At 72.2% G+C, this 15,636-nt stretch carries 13 protein-coding genes; 5 read left to right on the top strand and 8 right to left on the bottom strand.

Translation table 11 applies throughout. The annotated features are described in order from the left end of the window. Positions 1-151 precede the first annotated feature (151 nt). The 3 genes from ettA to BLV72_RS10765 are packed head-to-tail and all read left to right on the top strand — an operon-like array spanning position 152 to position 3,136. The gene (ettA, locus tag BLV72_RS10775) at positions 152-1,816 is read left to right on the top strand and encodes an energy-dependent translational throttle protein EttA (protein ID WP_093461843.1); all 1,665 of its coding nucleotides are present in this window, start codon (positions 152-154) and stop codon (positions 1,814-1,816) included. Positions 1,817-1,820: 4 nt separating this feature from the next. Continuing rightward, positions 1,821-2,309 (top strand): acyl-CoA thioesterase, encoded by a 489-nt coding sequence (locus tag BLV72_RS10770; RefSeq protein WP_093461841.1) that lies wholly within the window; start codon positions 1,821-1,823, stop codon positions 2,307-2,309. Beyond that, positions 2,306-3,136: a DUF8185 domain-containing protein gene (locus tag BLV72_RS10765; RefSeq protein WP_093461839.1), complete on the top strand. Its 831-nt coding sequence runs from the start codon at positions 2,306-2,308 to the stop codon at positions 3,134-3,136. The genes BLV72_RS10770 and BLV72_RS10765 overlap by 4 nt, the downstream gene beginning before the upstream one ends. A gap of 42 nt (positions 3,137-3,178) precedes the next feature. Here the strand turns inward: BLV72_RS10765 and BLV72_RS10760 are convergent, their stop codons facing one another. Continuing rightward, positions 3,179-3,583 (bottom strand): globin, encoded by a 405-nt coding sequence (locus tag BLV72_RS10760; protein WP_059145662.1) that lies wholly within the window; start codon positions 3,581-3,583, stop codon positions 3,179-3,181. 149 nt (positions 3,584-3,732) lie between these two features. Here BLV72_RS10760 and BLV72_RS10755 point away from each other — a divergent pair, with 149 nt between their 5' ends. Further along, positions 3,733-4,947 (top strand): methyltransferase domain-containing protein, encoded by a 1,215-nt coding sequence (locus BLV72_RS10755; RefSeq protein WP_244321391.1) that lies wholly within the window; start codon positions 3,733-3,735, stop codon positions 4,945-4,947. A gap of 77 nt (positions 4,948-5,024) precedes the next feature. On the opposite strand, the gene BLV72_RS10750 is transcribed toward BLV72_RS10755, so the two are convergent. The 4 genes from BLV72_RS10750 to BLV72_RS10735 form a co-directional block, all read right to left on the bottom strand. After that, a complete protein-coding gene (locus tag BLV72_RS10750; RefSeq protein ID WP_093461838.1) occupies positions 5,025-6,173 on the bottom strand; it encodes an FHA domain-containing protein in 1,149 nt (382 codons plus the stop codon). Between the two features lie 69 nt (positions 6,174-6,242). Continuing rightward, positions 6,243-7,664 carry a vWA domain-containing protein gene (locus BLV72_RS10745; RefSeq protein ID WP_093461836.1) on the bottom strand — a complete coding sequence of 474 codons (1,422 nt, stop codon included), beginning with the start codon at positions 7,662-7,664 and terminating at the stop codon, positions 6,243-6,245. 22 nt (positions 7,665-7,686) lie between these two features. Beyond that, a complete protein-coding gene (locus BLV72_RS10740) occupies positions 7,687-9,072 on the bottom strand; it encodes a PP2C family protein-serine/threonine phosphatase (protein WP_093461834.1) in 1,386 nt (461 codons plus the stop codon). 3 nt (positions 9,073-9,075) lie between these two features. After that, positions 9,076-11,274: a serine/threonine-protein kinase gene (locus BLV72_RS10735; protein WP_425288365.1), complete on the bottom strand. Its 2,199-nt coding sequence runs from the start codon at positions 11,272-11,274 to the stop codon at positions 9,076-9,078. Between BLV72_RS10735 and BLV72_RS51970 the strand changes: the two genes are divergently transcribed. Continuing rightward, complete coding sequence (locus BLV72_RS51970) at positions 11,252-11,608, top strand: hypothetical protein (RefSeq protein WP_425288364.1); 357 nt, start codon at positions 11,252-11,254, stop codon at positions 11,606-11,608. The two genes, BLV72_RS10735 and BLV72_RS51970, sit on opposite strands and share 23 nt — an antisense overlap. Before the next feature lie 43 nt (positions 11,609-11,651). Here the strand turns inward: BLV72_RS51970 and BLV72_RS10730 are convergent, their stop codons facing one another. The 3 genes from BLV72_RS10730 to BLV72_RS10720 all read right to left on the bottom strand — a co-directional run bounded on the left by BLV72_RS10730 (position 11,652) and on the right by BLV72_RS10720 (position 15,549). Continuing rightward, complete coding sequence (locus tag BLV72_RS10730; RefSeq protein WP_093461831.1) at positions 11,652-12,977, bottom strand: coiled-coil domain-containing protein; 1,326 nt, start codon at positions 12,975-12,977, stop codon at positions 11,652-11,654. A gap of 128 nt (positions 12,978-13,105) precedes the next feature. Continuing rightward, the gene (locus BLV72_RS10725; RefSeq protein WP_244320721.1) at positions 13,106-14,119 is read right to left on the bottom strand and encodes a glutamate ABC transporter substrate-binding protein; all 1,014 of its coding nucleotides are present in this window, start codon (positions 14,117-14,119) and stop codon (positions 13,106-13,108) included. Positions 14,120-14,139: 20 nt separating this feature from the next. Further along, a complete protein-coding gene (locus tag BLV72_RS10720; RefSeq protein WP_093461828.1) occupies positions 14,140-15,549 on the bottom strand; it encodes a hypothetical protein in 1,410 nt (469 codons plus the stop codon). Positions 15,550-15,636 lie beyond the last annotated feature (87 nt).

The raw sequence follows: 15,636 nt of genomic DNA, 5'->3' as shown, positions 1-15,636 counted from the left end.
CACGCCGCACGCCGGACCAAACGGGTTTCCGCCTCGGGCTCGGCGTACGGCAAGATGGCTGTATCTACCCTCATGCGGTGGAGCTGCCACGGATACGGACCCCGCGGCGGAGCCGCACCTCGATACCTACCAGATTGCCGGACGGTTTCTCTTGGCTGAGTTCATCTACACCATGCGCAAGACGCGCAAGGCGCACGGCGACAAGGTGATCCTCGACGACGTCACGCTGAGCTTTCTGCCCGGCGCGAAGATCGGTGTCGTGGGCCCCAACGGCGCCGGTAAGTCGACGGTGCTGAAGATCATGGCGGGCCTGGAGCAGCCGTCCAATGGTGACGCTTTCCTCTCGCCCGGCTACAGCGTCGGCATCCTGCTCCAGGAGCCCCCGCTGGATGAGTCCAAGACCGTGCTGGAGAACGTCCAGGACGGCGTGGCGGTGACCAAGGGCAAGCTGGACCGCTTCAACGAGATCGCCGAGCAGATGGCGACCGACTACAGCGACGAGCTGCTGGAGGAGATGGGCAAGCTCCAGGAGGACCTGGACCACGCCAACGCCTGGGACCTGGACGCCCAGCTCGAGCAGGCCATGGACGCCCTCGGCTGCCCGCCCGGCGACTGGCCGGTCACCACCCTCTCCGGCGGTGAGAAGCGCCGGGTCGCCCTCTGCAAGCTGCTGCTCGAGGCCCCCGACCTGCTGCTGCTGGACGAGCCCACCAACCACCTGGACGCCGAGTCCGTCAACTGGCTGGAGCAGCACCTCGCCAAGTACGCGGGCACCGTCGTGGCCATCACCCACGACCGGTACTTCCTGGACAACGTGGCCGAGTGGATCCTGGAGCTCGACCGCGGCCGCGCCATCGGTTACGAGGGCAACTACTCCACCTACCTGGAGAAGAAGCAGGCCCGGCTGAAGGTCGAGGGACAGAAGGACGCCAAGCGCGCCAAGCGCCTCAAGGAGGAGCTGGACTGGGTCCGCTCCAACGCCAAGGGCCGCCAGGCCAAGTCCAGGGCCCGGCTGACCCGTTACGAGGAGATGGCCGCCGAGGCCGAGAAGACCCGGAAGCTGGACTTCGAGGAGATCCAGATCCCGCCGGGCCCGCGCCTGGGCAGTGTCGTGGTCGAGGTGGAGAACCTCTCCAAGGCGTTCGGCGAGAAGGTCCTCATCGACGACCTCTCCTTCACCCTCCCGCGCAACGGCATCGTCGGCATCATCGGCCCCAACGGTGCCGGTAAGACCACGCTCTTCAAGATGATCCAGGGCCTGGAGACCGCCGACGCGGGCAGCATCAAGGTCGGCGAGACCGTCAAGATCTCCTACGTCGACCAGAGCCGCGCCAACATCGACCCCAAGAAGACGCTCTGGGCGGTCGTCTCCGACGAGCTCGACTACATCAACGTCGGCCAGGTCGAGATGCCGTCCCGCGCCTATGTCTCCGCGTTCGGCTTCAAGGGCCCGGACCAGCAGAAGCCGGCCGGGGTGCTCTCGGGCGGTGAGCGCAACCGCCTCAACCTCGCGCTCACCCTCAAGCAGGGCGGCAACCTGCTGCTCCTCGACGAGCCCACCAACGACCTCGACGTCGAGACCCTGTCCTCGCTGGAGAACGCGCTGCTCGACTTCCCCGGCTGCGCCGTGGTCGTCTCCCACGACCGCTGGTTCCTCGACCGCGTCGCCACGCACATCCTGGCGTACGAGGGCGAGTCCAAGTGGTTCTGGTTCGAGGGCAACTTCGAGTCGTACGAGAAGAACAAGGTCGAGCGGCTCGGCCCGGACGCGGCCCGTCCGCACCGCGCCACCTACAAGAAGCTCACCCGGGGCTGAGTGGATGGCACGCCATATCTACCCCTGTCCCCTGCGCTGGTCCGACATGGACGCGTTCGGCCACGTCAACAACGTGACCTTCCTCCGCTACCTGGAGGAGGCCCGGGTCGACTTCATGTGGCGGCTGGCGCCGGGGAACGGGAGTGACGCGTTCACCGGCGGCGTGGTCGTGGCCCGGCATGAGATCGACTATCTGAAGCCCCTCGTCCACCGGCACAGCCCGGTGACGATCGAGACCTGGGTGACGGAGATCAAGGCCGCGTATCTCACCCTGCGCTACGAGATCAAGGACGAGGACGCACTGTATGTGCGTGCCGCCACCCGCATCGTGCCGTACGACCTCGACCAGGGCCGGCCGCGCCGGGTCTCCCCGGAAGAGGAGAAGTTCCTCACCGATTACCTGGAGCCGGACCCGGTGAAGAAGGGCGCCGGTAAGGCGCCCGCGAAGCCCGCCGGCGGGGCCGAGCGGTCGGAGGGGGCCGTCGCCGTATGACGGCCGCCGACCAGGAGCTCCACTTCGCCGACGCCGGGGAGGCGGCCGATCTCGCCGCCTTCCTGGCCCGGCTGATCCACTACGACCGGGCGGCGGCGGTGCGGCTGCAGGCGGGCGGCGGTGTGCTCGCCGTCTTCGGCCGGCCGCCGTCCTTCGAGGTCCTCGCGATCCGTACGGCGCGGCTCGAGGCGATCATCGGCACCGACGCCACGACGGCCGGGGAGGCCGGGGCGGCGAGCGGACCCGGCGCGCTGGATACGACGGTCTCGGCGGGTGAACTCGGGGACGCGCTGGACACGGCGCGGGCCGGGCGGACCGCCGACGGGTCCGAGGTCCGCGACCGGGGCCTGGTGGTCACCGTGCCGCAGGCCGTCACCGGTCCGCCGTGGGCCGGTGTGCTGCCGCCGCGCGGCGGCTGGCGCCGGGTGAGCGGCCTGCCGGGTGTGGACGAGGTGCACGGGGCGGTCGCCGCCGCCGTCGCCGAGTTCCGGGCCCGCGACGCGGAACTCCCCGAGGAGCGCCGTACGCGCGCCGAGCGCGACCGCATCGGCCATGAGATCTGGTCCCGCACGCTCGGCGACACCGGGCTCCCGCTGCGCGCCGTGCATGCCGCCCAGTCGCTGGGCTTCCTGCGCCCGGTCCGGGCGGCGGCGCCGGCCGCCTCCGCCACCGGTGCCGGGGGCGGTGTGGCCACGGCCGCGCCCGGCCCCACGGCCGAGCCGCTGGCGTTGCTCGCCGCGGGCGGCTGGCTGCGGCTGCGCACTCCGTACGGCTCGATCGCGGTGCGTACGTCGGGCCTCTCCGGCCTGTCCGTCACACCCGCCTGAGCCCGCCTGAGCCCGCCGGGTCAGCCCTACGGGCTCAGGCGGTCAGCCCTCCGTGTTGATCATGGAGGCGGCGGCGTAGGTGAGGTAGCGCCACAGCTGGCCCTCGAGCTCCGGGGCCAGCTCCAGCTCGTCGACCGCGTCGCGCATATGGCGCAGCCAGGCGTCATGGGCGGCGCGGTTCACGGTGAAGGGGGCGTGGCGCATGCGCAGCCGCGGGTGGCCGCGGTTGTCGCTGTAGGTGCGGGGGCCGCCCCAGTACTGCATCAGGAAGAGTACGAGCCGTTCCTCGGCCGGTCCCAGGTCGTCCTCGGGGTACATCGGCCGGAGCAGCGGGTCCTCGGCGACCCCCTGGTAGAAGCGGTGGACCAGACGCCGGAAGGTCTGCTCGCCGCCGACCTGCTCGTAGAAGGTCTGCTCCTGAAGTGTGCCTCGCGGAATCTCTTTCACGCCTCCATGGTCTCAGACACCCCCGGCTGGAAAAGGGGGCGTGGGTCGCGGCCGAAGGGCGGGCGCAGGAGAGTGGAGTCATGGGCAGCACGGGCGGTGGCACACGCAGTGCGCCGGACGCCGTGGAGCGTGTGGCGCGGGGGAGGCGTATGGGTCGGGAGGCCGATGTGTGCGCCGAGGAGGCCGCGGCGGTACGGGCCGGGCTGGTCCGGGAGATCGTGGCGGGCGGCGGCCTCACGGACCCCGCCTGGCGGGCGGCCTTCGAGGAGGTGCCGCGCCATCTCTTCGTGCCCTACTACTACGAGGCCGGTGAGGCGGGCACGGCGGCACGTACGACGGGTACGGCCAGTACGGCAGGCGCGGCGGGTGCGCCAGGCACGGCAGGCGCGGCGGCTACGGCAGGCGAGGCAGGCACGAGCGCGGCAGGTGCAGGCGAGGCAGGCACGGGCGCGGCAGGTGTGGGCTCGGCAGGTGCGCCGGGCCGCGAGACAGCAGGGGCGGCAAGGGCTGGTGCGGCACATGGGACGGTCGGCTACACCCGGCTGTGGCGCGACGACCCCCACCCGCTGCGGCGGGCCCGCTGGCTGGCCGGCGCGTACGCGGACGCCCCGCTCGCCACGCGGGTGCGCGACGGTGAGCTGATCACCTCCAGCAGCCAGCCGTCGCTGATGGCACGGATGCTCCAGGCGCTCCAGGTGCGGGACGGGGACCGGGTGCTGGAGATCGGCGCGGGCACCGGCTACAACGCCGCGCTGCTGGCCCATCGGCTAGGCGACACCCACGTCACGACCCTCGATCTCGACCCGGAGATCACCGAAGCCGCCCGTAACCATCTGGCCGCCGCCGGATTCCGTCCCGCGGTCGTCACGGGCGACGGGGCGCGCGGCTGTCCGCTGTACGCTCCCTACGACCGGATCATCGCCACCTGCGCCGTGGCGTCCATCCCGTCCGCGTGGATCGGCCAGTGCCGGCCGGGCGCGCTGATTCTGACGCCGCTCGCGACCGGGCTGATCGCCTTGAGGGTCGCCGACGCTCGCCATGCGGAGGGGCATTTTCTGGCCATGCCCGCGTACTTCGTTCCGCTGCGCGGCAGCGGCCCGCCGCCTCAGGTGCCCACGCACGGTCTGCCGTCCCGGCCGCTGCTGGACGACTCCTTCCGCTTCCTGCTGAACGTGGCCGCGGGCCATATGGAGCCGGTCGAGGCCCTCGCGCTGTGGGAGCACGAGGGCAGGCCGGGGCGGGAGCGTTACGGGGTGACGGTGCGGGGCGAGCGCCAATGGGCCTGGCTGGACGACCCGGAGGGCGCCTACGGCTGGCCGCTGGACCCTCCCAGCGGCCTTCAGCCCGGGCTTCAGCCCTTCTAGCCCTCTGGCCCTCCGGCCCTGGCCCTCTGCGCGGCGCCGCCCCGGACCTCCGGGCCCGCCCGCCGCCCGTCCCGGCCTCAGCCCCGGCGCACCGTGATCGTCGTCCAGGCGCCGACGTGGACGCGGTCGCCTTCCCGGAGCGGGACCGGCACGAACGGCTGGATCGGCTCCTCGCCGCCGTTGATCGTCGTCCCGTTCGTCGAGTCCTGGTCGACGACCGCCCAGACGCCGTCGGGCTGCTGGACGAGAAGCGCGTGCTGATGCGAGACGCCCGGGTCCTCGGGCGGGCGCCCGAGGTCGATGTCGGGGGCCTCGCCGGTGCTGTGGCGGCGCCGGCCGATGGTGATCTGGCCGCCGTTGAGCGGCAGTTGCTGCTCGGGGGAGTAGGCCGGGAGGTTCAGCCCGGCGGCCTCCGGGCCGCTGCGGTTCATCATCGCCATGAAGTACTCACGGTCCGGGGCGACGACGGCTATCCAGTTTCCGGGCGCCGACGACGGAGCCCCGCCCTGGCCGAACTGGGCGGCGCCGGGCGGCGTCGAGTGCTGCGGGGCGCTGGGGTGCTGCTGCTGTGGCGGCTGGTGGCCCGGACCCTGCTGCTGGGGCGGGGCGTACCCCTCGTTCCCGTACGGCTGGGCGGGGGGCGCGGGGGCCTGGGGATAGCCGTAGCCGTACTGTGGCGCGGCCGGGGGCGCGCCCTGGCCGTGGCCCGGGGCACCCTGCTGCGGTGCGCCGTGCGGGGGCGTGCCCCCTTGCTGCGGCGGCGGAAGCGTCCAGTCGGTGTCGCCACCGAATCCCGGACCGGAGGAGTGACCGGCGCCGCCCTGCCCCGGGTGCGGGACATGCGGTGCCCCGGGCCCCGGCTGCTGCGGTGGCGCGTAACCGCCCTGCGGCGGACCGTACGGAGAAGGCGTATGCGTCTGGAAGTTGAACCGGCACTCCTCGCAGAACGGAGCCTGCGCCTCACGCGGCGTACGGCACTGCGGGCACAGCTCCTGCTGCTGCGCCGGATAGCCGTAGCCCCCCGCGCCGCCGGGTGGCGGTGGGCCGCCCGGCCCCGGACTCCCGTAGCCGCCCGGTGGCACGGGCACGCCGTGGCCACCCGGCGCGGGCTGTGGCGGAGGTGGCGAGACGGCACCGGAGGGCATGGGTGTCCCCGACATCCGGTGGCCACACACCTCGCACCAGTCGTCGGCCGCCGAGTGGTGGCCGTTGGGACAGGTCGGCATGTCGGATCCCCCTCTTGTGGCTTTCTCGGTGTTTCTGCCGAGAAGTGCTACGTGAGTGCTGGTTATGTGCTACTTCTTGACGCGAACTGTCTTGGTGGAGCGCGTTTCGAGTGTCATCTCGTCCGCCTCCGCGACCTTCGCCTTCAGTCGCACAGTACCTGCCGCCACATCGAGGACGTCCACCACCTTCGCAAGCAGTTTCGCCGTGTCCTCGTTCCCCGATGCGGTCGCCAGCTGTACGGCACGCCCCAGCTTCGCGGTCGCTTGTTCGGCATCGCCGGACTTGCGGGCATTCATGCCCTGTTGGATGACCTGGGCCAGTTCGGCTTGGCCCGTATAGTGCGCCACCTGCGGATTCATCGCGGTGGAGACGGCCAGGTCAGCCGTCCACACCGCGCGTACCAGCCCTTGGGCCAGTGGGCTCGGCGGGCTGCCGACACCCTCGGGCGGCGGCTGGACCAGGGAAATCCTGGCCGCGAGCATCTCCTGGCCGACCTCCGCCGCCGGAACTCTCACACACAGGTGGTAGTCGCGGGACTCATCGCCCCAGGACCCGGTGGGATAGTCGCCCGCGCGCGGACCGGCCTCGACGCGGCGGGCGGTCAGATCCTCGACCGTCGGTGCGACCTGTTTCACATACGCCACCTCGGCGCCCTTGGGAGTCCACAGCCGGAGGCTGACGTCGGCGATCTCCTTGCCCATCGCCGCCTCCATCATCCGCGTGAAGTCCGCGGAGAGCCCGGCGGGATCGGCGACGATATCGGCCGTGCCGAGCAGGGCGGAGGCGATCCCGGTGACCTCCTCGACCTCCCAGTCGGTGCCCACCCCGCGGGCGTCGCAGGTGAAGCGGCCCGCGCAGGCGTCGAGCACCGCCCGCAGCCGCGCCGGCTCCTCGTGCTCGTTCCGGCCGTCGGTGAGCAGAATGCCGTGCCGGATTGTGGCATCGGCGGAGCCGAGCAGCAGGTCGGCCAGCAGCAGCCAGGTGCCGATCGCGGTGCCGCCGCCCGGACTCAGGCTTCGCAGTGCGTCCTTGGCCTGGGCGCGGGTGAGCGGATCGGCGATGGCCAGCTGCCCGTTCCCCGGGAAGACCTCGACCGCTTTATGGGTGCCCGCTACCACGGAGAAGGCGACGCCGTCGCGCACCGTGTCGATGGCGGCGGCGGTCGCCTCCCGTGCGTGGCGCATCTTCGTCGGCGGATAGTCCATCGAGCCGGAGCAGTCCACCATGATCACCACGGCCGCGCGGGCGGGGGCACCGCCCGGGACGCCCCCGCCGTCGTACGCGCCCGGGACGCCGTCGTACGCACCGGGGACGCCGTCGTACACGTCGGGGGCGGCGGGAGCGGGGACCTGCGGGCCTCCCGCGGCCCCGCCTCCGGACGAGGTCACGGTGATGATCGCGTTCACCTCGTGGCCTCCCTCGGGGAGGTACTCGTTCTGATAGACCTCGACCGAGAACCGCGGCGCGTCGGACGTCGAGAAATGGGCCATATCATCCGCTCCTTGGCGACCGTCAGGCGGATCCTGCCCGGCCCGGAGCTGCGGGGAACGGCACGACCGCCACTGTTACGTTGTCGTGGCCCCCGCCGTCGAGGGCGTGGCCGACCAGGATCTGGGCGCTGTTCAGCGGCCGGGAGCGGGCGTCCGGTGGCACCGCGCGGGCCATCTGCTCCGCCGATTCCGCGTAGTTCCACAGCCCGTCGGTGCACACCACCACGACGCCCGGCCGGTCCGGCTTGTAGGAGGCGGTGTGGGGCTCCAGCTCATAGGCGTCCGCCCCGAGCCAGCCGGTGATGGCGTGGGCGCGCTCGTCCGCGTACGCCTCCGCCTCCGACATCAGCCCGGCTGCCACCATCTGGGCCGCCCAGGAGTCGTCCTCGGTGAGCCGGGCGGGCGGGGTCGTACGGTCGTCGGGGACCCAGTAGGCGCGGCTGTCGCCGACCCAGCCGATGGTGAGGATGTCGCTGGTGACGATGGCGCTGACGATGGTGCACGCCGGTGCGTTCTGATGGCGCTGGCCCTCGTGGTGCGCGGCGGCCGCGCCGGTCTCGATGGCCAGGGAGTTGACCGCCTCGGCGGCGGCGACGATCGCCTCGTTCATGGCCTGCTGGGGGTGGGCGCCGCGCGGCAGCGAGGCCCGCAGCGCCTCACCGGCCGCATGGGCCGCGGCGGCCGAGGCGTCGTCGGGGCGGGTGGCCGAGGAGACACCGTCGCACACCACCGCGACCATGACCGGTGAGCCGTCGGGCAGCTCGGCGGCGGACACCGCGAACGCGTCCTCATTGCGGTGATGCCGCAGCCCTCGGTCGCTGGCCGCCGCGATGCCCTCCAACTCGCTCTCCATATGGTCGCGTGTCCGTGCCTGGGCGTGTCCGCAGCGCTCGCAGTATCCGTCCTGGTCGATGGTGCCCTCCTGGCACGCGGCGCACCGGGGACGGTGCTCGCCGCCGGGCAGCCGGGGGTCCGCCCCGGTGCCGGTGCCCGCCATGCTGCCCGTGCTGGTCGCCGCGCTGGTGTGCGTACTCGCGTTGACCCCCGTGTCGATCTCCGCGGGGGTGCCGGTCTCGGTGGGTGGCGCCGCCTCGGGCGCGCCGAGCGCCCCGGTGGCCCGCGGATCGGCCGACTGCCCGTACCCGTCGGGGGCCGGGGCGGCCGGCTCGTACCCGTCGGGGGCCGGAGCGGCCAGCTCGTAGTCGTCCGGCTCCGGCTCCGGATGGGGGGACCACGCCGCGCCGTTCAGCTGCGGAGGCAACGGCCGGTCGCCGGGCGTCCGCGCCGCCGGCGCGGCCGCCGCCGTCAGATCCGCACCGCACTGATCGCAGTATCTGTCCCCCGCCTGCGGCGGCTCATCACAGGTCGGGCAGGCTGACAGCTGGGCTGGCTGCGGCATCTGCGACATCGATCACACCCACGTCCTGGGGCGGAAACGGTTGGCCCGCTCCACCAGTTCGATCCTCTCCTCGCCTCGCTGCGCGAGTCTGGCGAGTACCCGGTACGAGCGCTCCAATCCGAAGCGCAGCCCGCGCTCGTCCAGGCTGCTGCCGAGCAGAGGCGGCCGGTTGTGTCCCGGGGGCGCCCCGCTGCTGCCGGACAGTACCCAATCGAGGGCACTGCCCAGGACCTCCGTACGCAGCCGCTCGCGCCGCACCGCGTCCAGCCCGAACTCGCCCAGCCGCTCGACCTGGGCGGCCGAGGCCGCCAGATCGCCCAGCAGGGCGTCGTACGGGGCGCGCTGGCGCAGCCGGGCCCGTACGGCGGCGACCCGCGCCGCCGTGTAGTGGATCGAGGACTCCGGGACCGACTCCAGGGCCCGCACCGCGCCCGTCCGGTCCCCGGAGCACAGCAGGACCCGGGCGAGGCCGAAGGCGGCGCTCACAAAGCTGGGGTCGGTGGCCCACACCAGGCGGTAGTACTCCGCCGCGTTGTCCAACTGGCCCAGGACCTCGGCGCAGACGCCGAGCGCCAGCTTCGGCGCGGGCTCACCGGGGAACGCGTCGTAGACCGCGTCGAAGGAGAGCGCGGCCGTCTCACGGTCGCCGGTGGCCAGCGCGTGCAGCCCCCGGTACCAGACGATCCGCCAGTCGTCGCTGTACGCGGCCTCCAGGCCGGTGAGTGCGACGCCCGCGTCATGCTCCTGGCTCAGCTCCAACTGGGCGCGGACCCGGCGCAGCCGCAGCTCGACCGAGTCGACGGGCGCGGTCCGCAGCGCGGCGCTCACCTCGGCGGGGTCGGCGGCCAGCAGGCCGGCCAGGAATCCGGCGTTGGGGTCGTCGGGGTCCACCAGCGGCACCGGGAGGGCCAGCGCGGTGGCTCCGCCTTCCAGGGTCGCGATGGCGGGCAGCGGCAGGGCCAGCGGGCCCGGCGGCCGCTGCGCGGGGACGGGCGCGGTGGCGCCCCGGCCGAGGGGCCGGGCGCCCAGCAGGGACGGATCCTGGCCGTCGTCGGCGAACAACTCGGTGTCCACGACGCGTGGTTCGGGCCCGAAGAGGGTGGACAGGGCCGGCCGGGGCCGCCCGGTCTGCAGCGCCACGACCTCCCGCAGCACCCCGGTGAGCTGGTCGGCCATCTCCCGCGCGGAGGCGAAGCGGCGCCCCGGGTCCGGGTCGGTGGCCCGCACCAGCAGCCGGTAGAAGGATTCATAGCGCCGGAAGACCTCGATGTGCTCGGGGTCCGGCAGGCTGTCCACGAAGACGTTCGTATAGCCCTGGAAGTCGAAGGTGAGCACGGCCAGGGTGCGCGCCACCGTGTAGAGATCGGAGGCGACCGACGGGCCGGTCTCGGCGATCTCGGGGGCCTGGTAGCCGACCGTTCCGTAGATGGGGCTGTCGTGGTCGTCCATCCGCCGGACCGCGCCCATGTCGATCAGCTTGAGCTGGTCCTGCTGCTGAATGGCGTTGTCGACCTTGAAGTCGCAGTAGAGCAGATTGCGGCTGTGCAGATGGCCGAGCGCCTCCAGGGCCTCGATGCCGTAGGCGCACGCCTGCTCGACGGGCAGCGGATTGCGCCGGCCGTCGGTGGTGCGCAGGGCGTTGGCGATGTCCTTGAGGGACTTGCCGCCCACGTACTCCATGACGATGTAGCCGTCGAGGCTGCCGGTGCGCTGGTCGAGATGCTCGACGAAGTTGTAGATCCGGACGATGTTGGAGTGCTCGATCTCGGCGAGGAAGCGGCGCTCGGAGACGGCGGCCGCCAGGGCCTCCTCGTCGCCCGTGTCGAGCAGACCCTTGAGGACCACCCAGCGGTCCGACACCGCGCGGTCGATGGCCAGATAGATCCAGCCGAGCCCGCCGTGCGCCAGACAGCCCGCGACCTCGTACTGGCCGTGGACGATGTCACCGGGGTTCAACTTCGGTACGAATGAGTACGGATGGCCGCATTTGGTGCAGAACCCCTCGGTGCGGCCCGGCCGCTGGCCGCGGGCGCGGCCCACCGGGGCACCGCAGTCCCCGCGGCTGCAGAACCGCTTCCGCTCCGGGACCTCGGGGTCCGCGAGCACCGCCGTCCGCGGATCGGGACGCGGCACATCCGGGACGCTGACCAGACCGGCGCCCAGTGCGTTCCGCCCCGAGGAGGCCGCGGTGGAGGAGCGGGAGCTGCGCACCGAGACCGAACGCGACGAAGACCGCCCGGACATGGAGCGGGACAGCCGCCCGGACACCGAGCGCCGGGACGAGGAGGAGCGCGCCGAACGCGACCGGCTCGAGGCGCTGGACGAGGAGTCCCGGCCGGACAACGGGGAGGAGCCTCGGCCGGACGGCAGGGAGGAGCCCCTGACCGACGACGAGGATCCGCCGCCCGACGACGAGGAGCCCCCGACCGGTCCGCCCTGCCCGGTGATCCCGGTGGGCGGTGAGGCCACCAACCCCTGCGGTGAGACGACCGGGGCCATACCGCAGACATCGCAGTACAGCTCACCTCCGCCCACGTCCTCGTAGGACCCGCCGCAGTCACGCCGCTGGCAGGCGGCGACCGCCGCAGTCATTTCGTGCCTCCCTCGATACCTTCGTCGGCCGGGCCCGTCTGGCGTGGCACCAGGGCCTCGGCCGCCGCCTGCTGATAGCGCAGCACGGCCTGCTCGGCCGCCCGCAGATCACACGGAGCGCTCCACAGCATCCGGCGGGCCACGTCATACCGCTCAACCAGCATCGAATCCTCCGCCATGCCATGGCGGGCGACCTTCGCCTTGTACGCGTCGAGACGGCCGCGCAGCTCGGCGCGGACCGCCAGCGGCGCGGTGACCGCGGTTAACGACTCGCGGGCCCGCAGCAATTCGTCGTCGGCGCGCTGCTCCAGGCTCTCCAGCAGTGGCGAGAGCCGGTGCCACTGGGAGCGCCTGCGGTAGTCGGCGGCGGCGACCAGCTGCTCGTGCAGCGCGGTCGGCGGGCCGCTGACGGCCGGAACCTCCGACGCCGCGATCTTCGCGAGCACCTCACCGCGCGCCTGGCGCGCCTCCGCCAGGGTGCGATCGGCGCGGGAGAGCACATCCCGCAGCCGCATCAGCCGCCGCTCGGCGTCCTGCCGCACATCCAGGACCGCCTCGATCTCCCGTCGCACATCCTCCAGGGCGCGGGCGGAGCGGTCATAGCGCTGGGTGTCGGGGCTGCCGCCGCCGGGCGCGGAGCTGCCGCCGGCCGGTTTCCAGAAGGCCAGCGGGTCGGAGACCACCTCGGCACGCAGCGCGGTCAGCTCGGCGGTGATCTGCTCCAGATCGTCCCCCGAGGGGTGCTCACCGGGGCGCACTCCGACCGAGTGGGCGAGCGAACGGGTGCGGTGCAGCTCGGCGGAGAGCATGTCGATCCGGGCGGGCAGCGCGGACCATACGGCGTCGGCGCTGACGATGACGCCAAGAGCCTCCGCGTACCAGCGGTTCATCCGGTCGACCAGCCGGTCCAGGCTCAACTCCTCGCTGAGCAGGGGCGAGCCGCCGAGGGTGGCGCTGCTGGGCAGGGTGATCGCGGTGCCGCACAGCAGCTCGGTGAGCTCGGTCAGCTCTTCCTGCGTCGGCCAGCGGTGACGGGAGCGCAGCTCACGGGCGCGGGTGAGGGCCTCGGAGTACGCGTCGAAGTAGCTCCACAGGAGAGAGATGGCCTGCTCGGTGGTGGACCACCGGTCCTTGGTGATGCCCGTGAGCTCGGCGCCCTCGAGAAGCCTTCTGCCCGCGTGGTCCTGGAGGGCGAGCAGCGAGGACTCGATCGCCTCGTGTTCGGCGGCGAGCTTCGCCAGCGCGCGGTCCACCTCCTCACGGCCCATGACCGGGCCGTCGGGTGCCCCCGCGAAGCTGGGGAAGGGTCCCGGGACCCCCATCGATCACCTCTCCATGTCCGTAACCGTTGTGTGATCCGTCTGCAGCGTCATCCCTACGCGTGTGAGGCGGGTGCTAATCCTTGCCGGTCCGTGATCCTTGCTCATGCCCGATGTGTCCGGGTCCGGCGCTAGTCCTTGTATTCGGGGACGGGTGGTGCCGGATTCTCCTGTGCCGTGCTGAAGTCCTTGGCGAGCCACTTCTGGTAGGCCTGCATCCAGGGGCTGCCGGCACCGCCCTGGCGGTAGTTCTCCAGAACCTTGTTGACCCGGCGTACCAGGTCGTCGTCGTCCTTGTTCATCGCCACGCCGTAGAGCTCATCGGTGAATCGCGAGCCGACCAGCTTGACGGAGGGGTCCTGGGCCGCCTGGCCGGCCGCCAGCGCATTGTCGGTGATCACCGCGTCCACCTCGCCGAGTTGTAGCCTGACCAGGCAATCCAGCTGGTTGGGAACGGGCTTGACCTTGATCGCGCCCAGCTGCTCGGCCCCGGTGTCCGGCTTGTCCAGCTCGGCCTCGGCGGTGGAACCCTGTGCCGTGCAGACCTTCTTGCCGCGCAGGGTCTTGTTGTAGCCGGTGATGGACGAGTCGTCGGCGACCAGCACCTGCTGCCCGGCCTGGAAGTACGCGGTGGAGAACGCGACGTCCTTGATCCGATCGCAGTTGATGGTCATGGTGCGCACCACGACGTCCACCTTGCCCTGTTGCAGGGCCTTGATGCGCTGACTGGTGGGGATGGTGCGGAAGATGACCGCGTCCGGATCGCCGAATATGTCCTCGGCTATGGCGCGCACCAGGTCGATGTCGAACCCGGTGAGGTCACCGGTGGCCGGATCGCGGTATCCCCAGCGGTAGCTGTTCTGGTCGACGCCGGCGATCAGCTTGTTGAGCTTGTGGCCGTTGACCTCACGGTTCTTGATCCGCTTGATGGCCGGGCCGCTGGCGCTGGACGGGCGCAGGCTCGCCTCGGGATTGCGGCAGCTGTCCGCCGCGGCCTCGGCGCCGGCCCGCATCGTCTGCGGGCGCGGCGCACCGCCCTTGCTGTCGCCGTCACCGCCGTCGTCCATCATCGCCGGCACCGCGATGGCCGTGGCCACGCCCAGGGCGCATACCGTCACCGCGGCGGCCGATCGCAGCGATCGCATGCTTCCGCCCCCCATCGTCCTCATCGGTACTCCGACAGTCTGCGGCCTATGCCCAGCACCGCGCCCGCGGCTCCCAGCACGGCCAGCACCCCGGCGCCCAGTGCCATGGCGGTGAACGCGCCGCGTCCGTCGTCGGCGGCCTGCTGGAACTCCCGCTGCTCGTGGGAGAGGGCCTCGGCCAGCTTGCTGTCCACCGCGTCGAAGGACTCGCCGGTGCTGTCCTTGGCGCCGATGACCTTGGTCAGCGCCGTCTTGTAGTCGCCCCCGTCATCGGCGGTGCGGGCGGCCTTGTGCCGCACCTGCCACTCCTTGACCCGGTCGGCGGCCTTCTCCAGCGGCTCACGGCCCGCGTCGTCGTCCGCGAGGGCGCGCGCCTTGTCCAGCAGGCTGCCCTCCGCGGGACGGCCGCCGGACGACTTCCCCACGAGCGCGGACATCCGTGAGCCGTAGCTGACCTCGTAGGCGTCCTTGCCCTTGTTGGAGCCGTCCTCGTCGACGACGACCGCGCCGCGCGCCACCAGGGTCAGATTCTCGTCGGCGCGGGCCCGCAGGGAGTCGATCCGCGCCTCGTTGAGCACCTGGAGGGACTTCGCCCCGTGGTCGTTGGAGTCGCTGAGCTCGGTGCTGGCGACCGCATGGCCGACCACCAGCCACAGCATCACCACCGTGGAGGCGGCCGTGGCGGCGAGCATGCCGTGGTTGAGCACCCGGTTCGTCCGCCGGTAGTGGCGGCGCTGGGCCCACCCCAGCGCACCCAGGGCGACCAGGCCGGTGCCGATCGCCACCCACGGCCATGCCTCGGCGTCCTCGTAGTCATCCCCGAGACGGGCGGTCTCGGCCTGATAGAGCCTGCCCGCGGCGGGCAGCAGCCGGCTGCGCATGGTGTCGTTGGCATAGCGCAGATAGGCGCCGCCCAGCGGCAGCCCCTGGCGGTTGTTGGCGCGCGCGGAGTCGACCAGACCGGTGTAGACCGGCAGCAGCTGGTTGATCTTCCGTATCTCCTCGCGGGCGGAGGCCGACCCCCCGGTATTGGCGGCGGCGCTCACCAGCAGCTTGGAGGCGGTGTCGATGTCCTGCACATAGCGCTTGCGGACCTGGGCGGGCTCCTGGCCGCCCGCCAGGAAGCCGCGGGTCGCCGTGGTGTCCGCGTCGGCCAGGGAGCGGTAGATCTGCGCCGCGTCGGCGCTCAGCGGCTGGCTGCGCTCGGCCACGGCGTCCGCCGCGGTCTGCCGGTCGGAGACCTGCCAGGCCGTGACCGCGCCGAACGCGACCACCAGCGCGGCCAGCACCGCCCCGATGACGCGCAGCCGGCCGGGTTCGGTCGTCGCCGCCGCCCGTGCCCGGTCGAGCCCTTCACGCCACGCGGTCCGCGGCGGGGCCGCGGGCGCGGGTGGCGGCGCGGCTCTGCCGGTGGTCGGCGGGTATGACACAAGACCTCCCCCTTGGCCCGGATTCCGTAGTTGGTGTCGCGGTCGGTGTCGCAGCAGTATGGACCGCGGCGCCAGGAGAGGTCACCG

This window comes from Streptomyces melanosporofaciens, from assembly GCF_900105695.1.
GTDB classification, from domain to species: domain Bacteria; phylum Actinomycetota; class Actinomycetes; order Streptomycetales; family Streptomycetaceae; genus Streptomyces; species Streptomyces antimycoticus.
This window is presented reverse-complemented; position numbering and strand designations above follow the sequence as displayed.

What these genes read in the sequence shown, in the direction of transcription:
- BLV72_RS10770 (WP_093461841.1), top strand. Translation starts at nt 1,821, where the DNA reads ATGGCACGCCATATCTACCCCTGTCCCCTGCGCTGGTCCGACATGGAC.
- BLV72_RS10765 (WP_093461839.1), top strand. Translation starts at nt 2,306, where the DNA reads ATGACGGCCGCCGACCAGGAGCTCCACTTCGCCGACGCCGGGGAGGCG.
- BLV72_RS10755 (WP_244321391.1), top strand. Translation starts at nt 3,733, where the DNA reads ATGGGTCGGGAGGCCGATGTGTGCGCCGAGGAGGCCGCGGCGGTACGG.
- BLV72_RS10750 (WP_093461838.1), bottom strand. Translation starts at nt 6,173, where the DNA reads ATGCCGACCTGTCCCAACGGCCACCACTCGGCGGCCGACGACTGGTGC.
- BLV72_RS10745 (WP_093461836.1), bottom strand. Translation starts at nt 7,664, where the DNA reads ATGGCCCATTTCTCGACGTCCGACGCGCCGCGGTTCTCGGTCGAGGTC.
- BLV72_RS10740 (WP_093461834.1), bottom strand. Translation starts at nt 9,072, where the DNA reads ATGTCGCAGATGCCGCAGCCAGCCCAGCTGTCAGCCTGCCCGACCTGT.
- BLV72_RS10730 (WP_093461831.1), bottom strand. Translation starts at nt 12,977, where the DNA reads ATGGGGGTCCCGGGACCCTTCCCCAGCTTCGCGGGGGCACCCGACGGC.
- BLV72_RS10725 (WP_244320721.1), bottom strand. Translation starts at nt 14,119, where the DNA reads ATGCGATCGCTGCGATCGGCCGCCGCGGTGACGGTATGCGCCCTGGGC.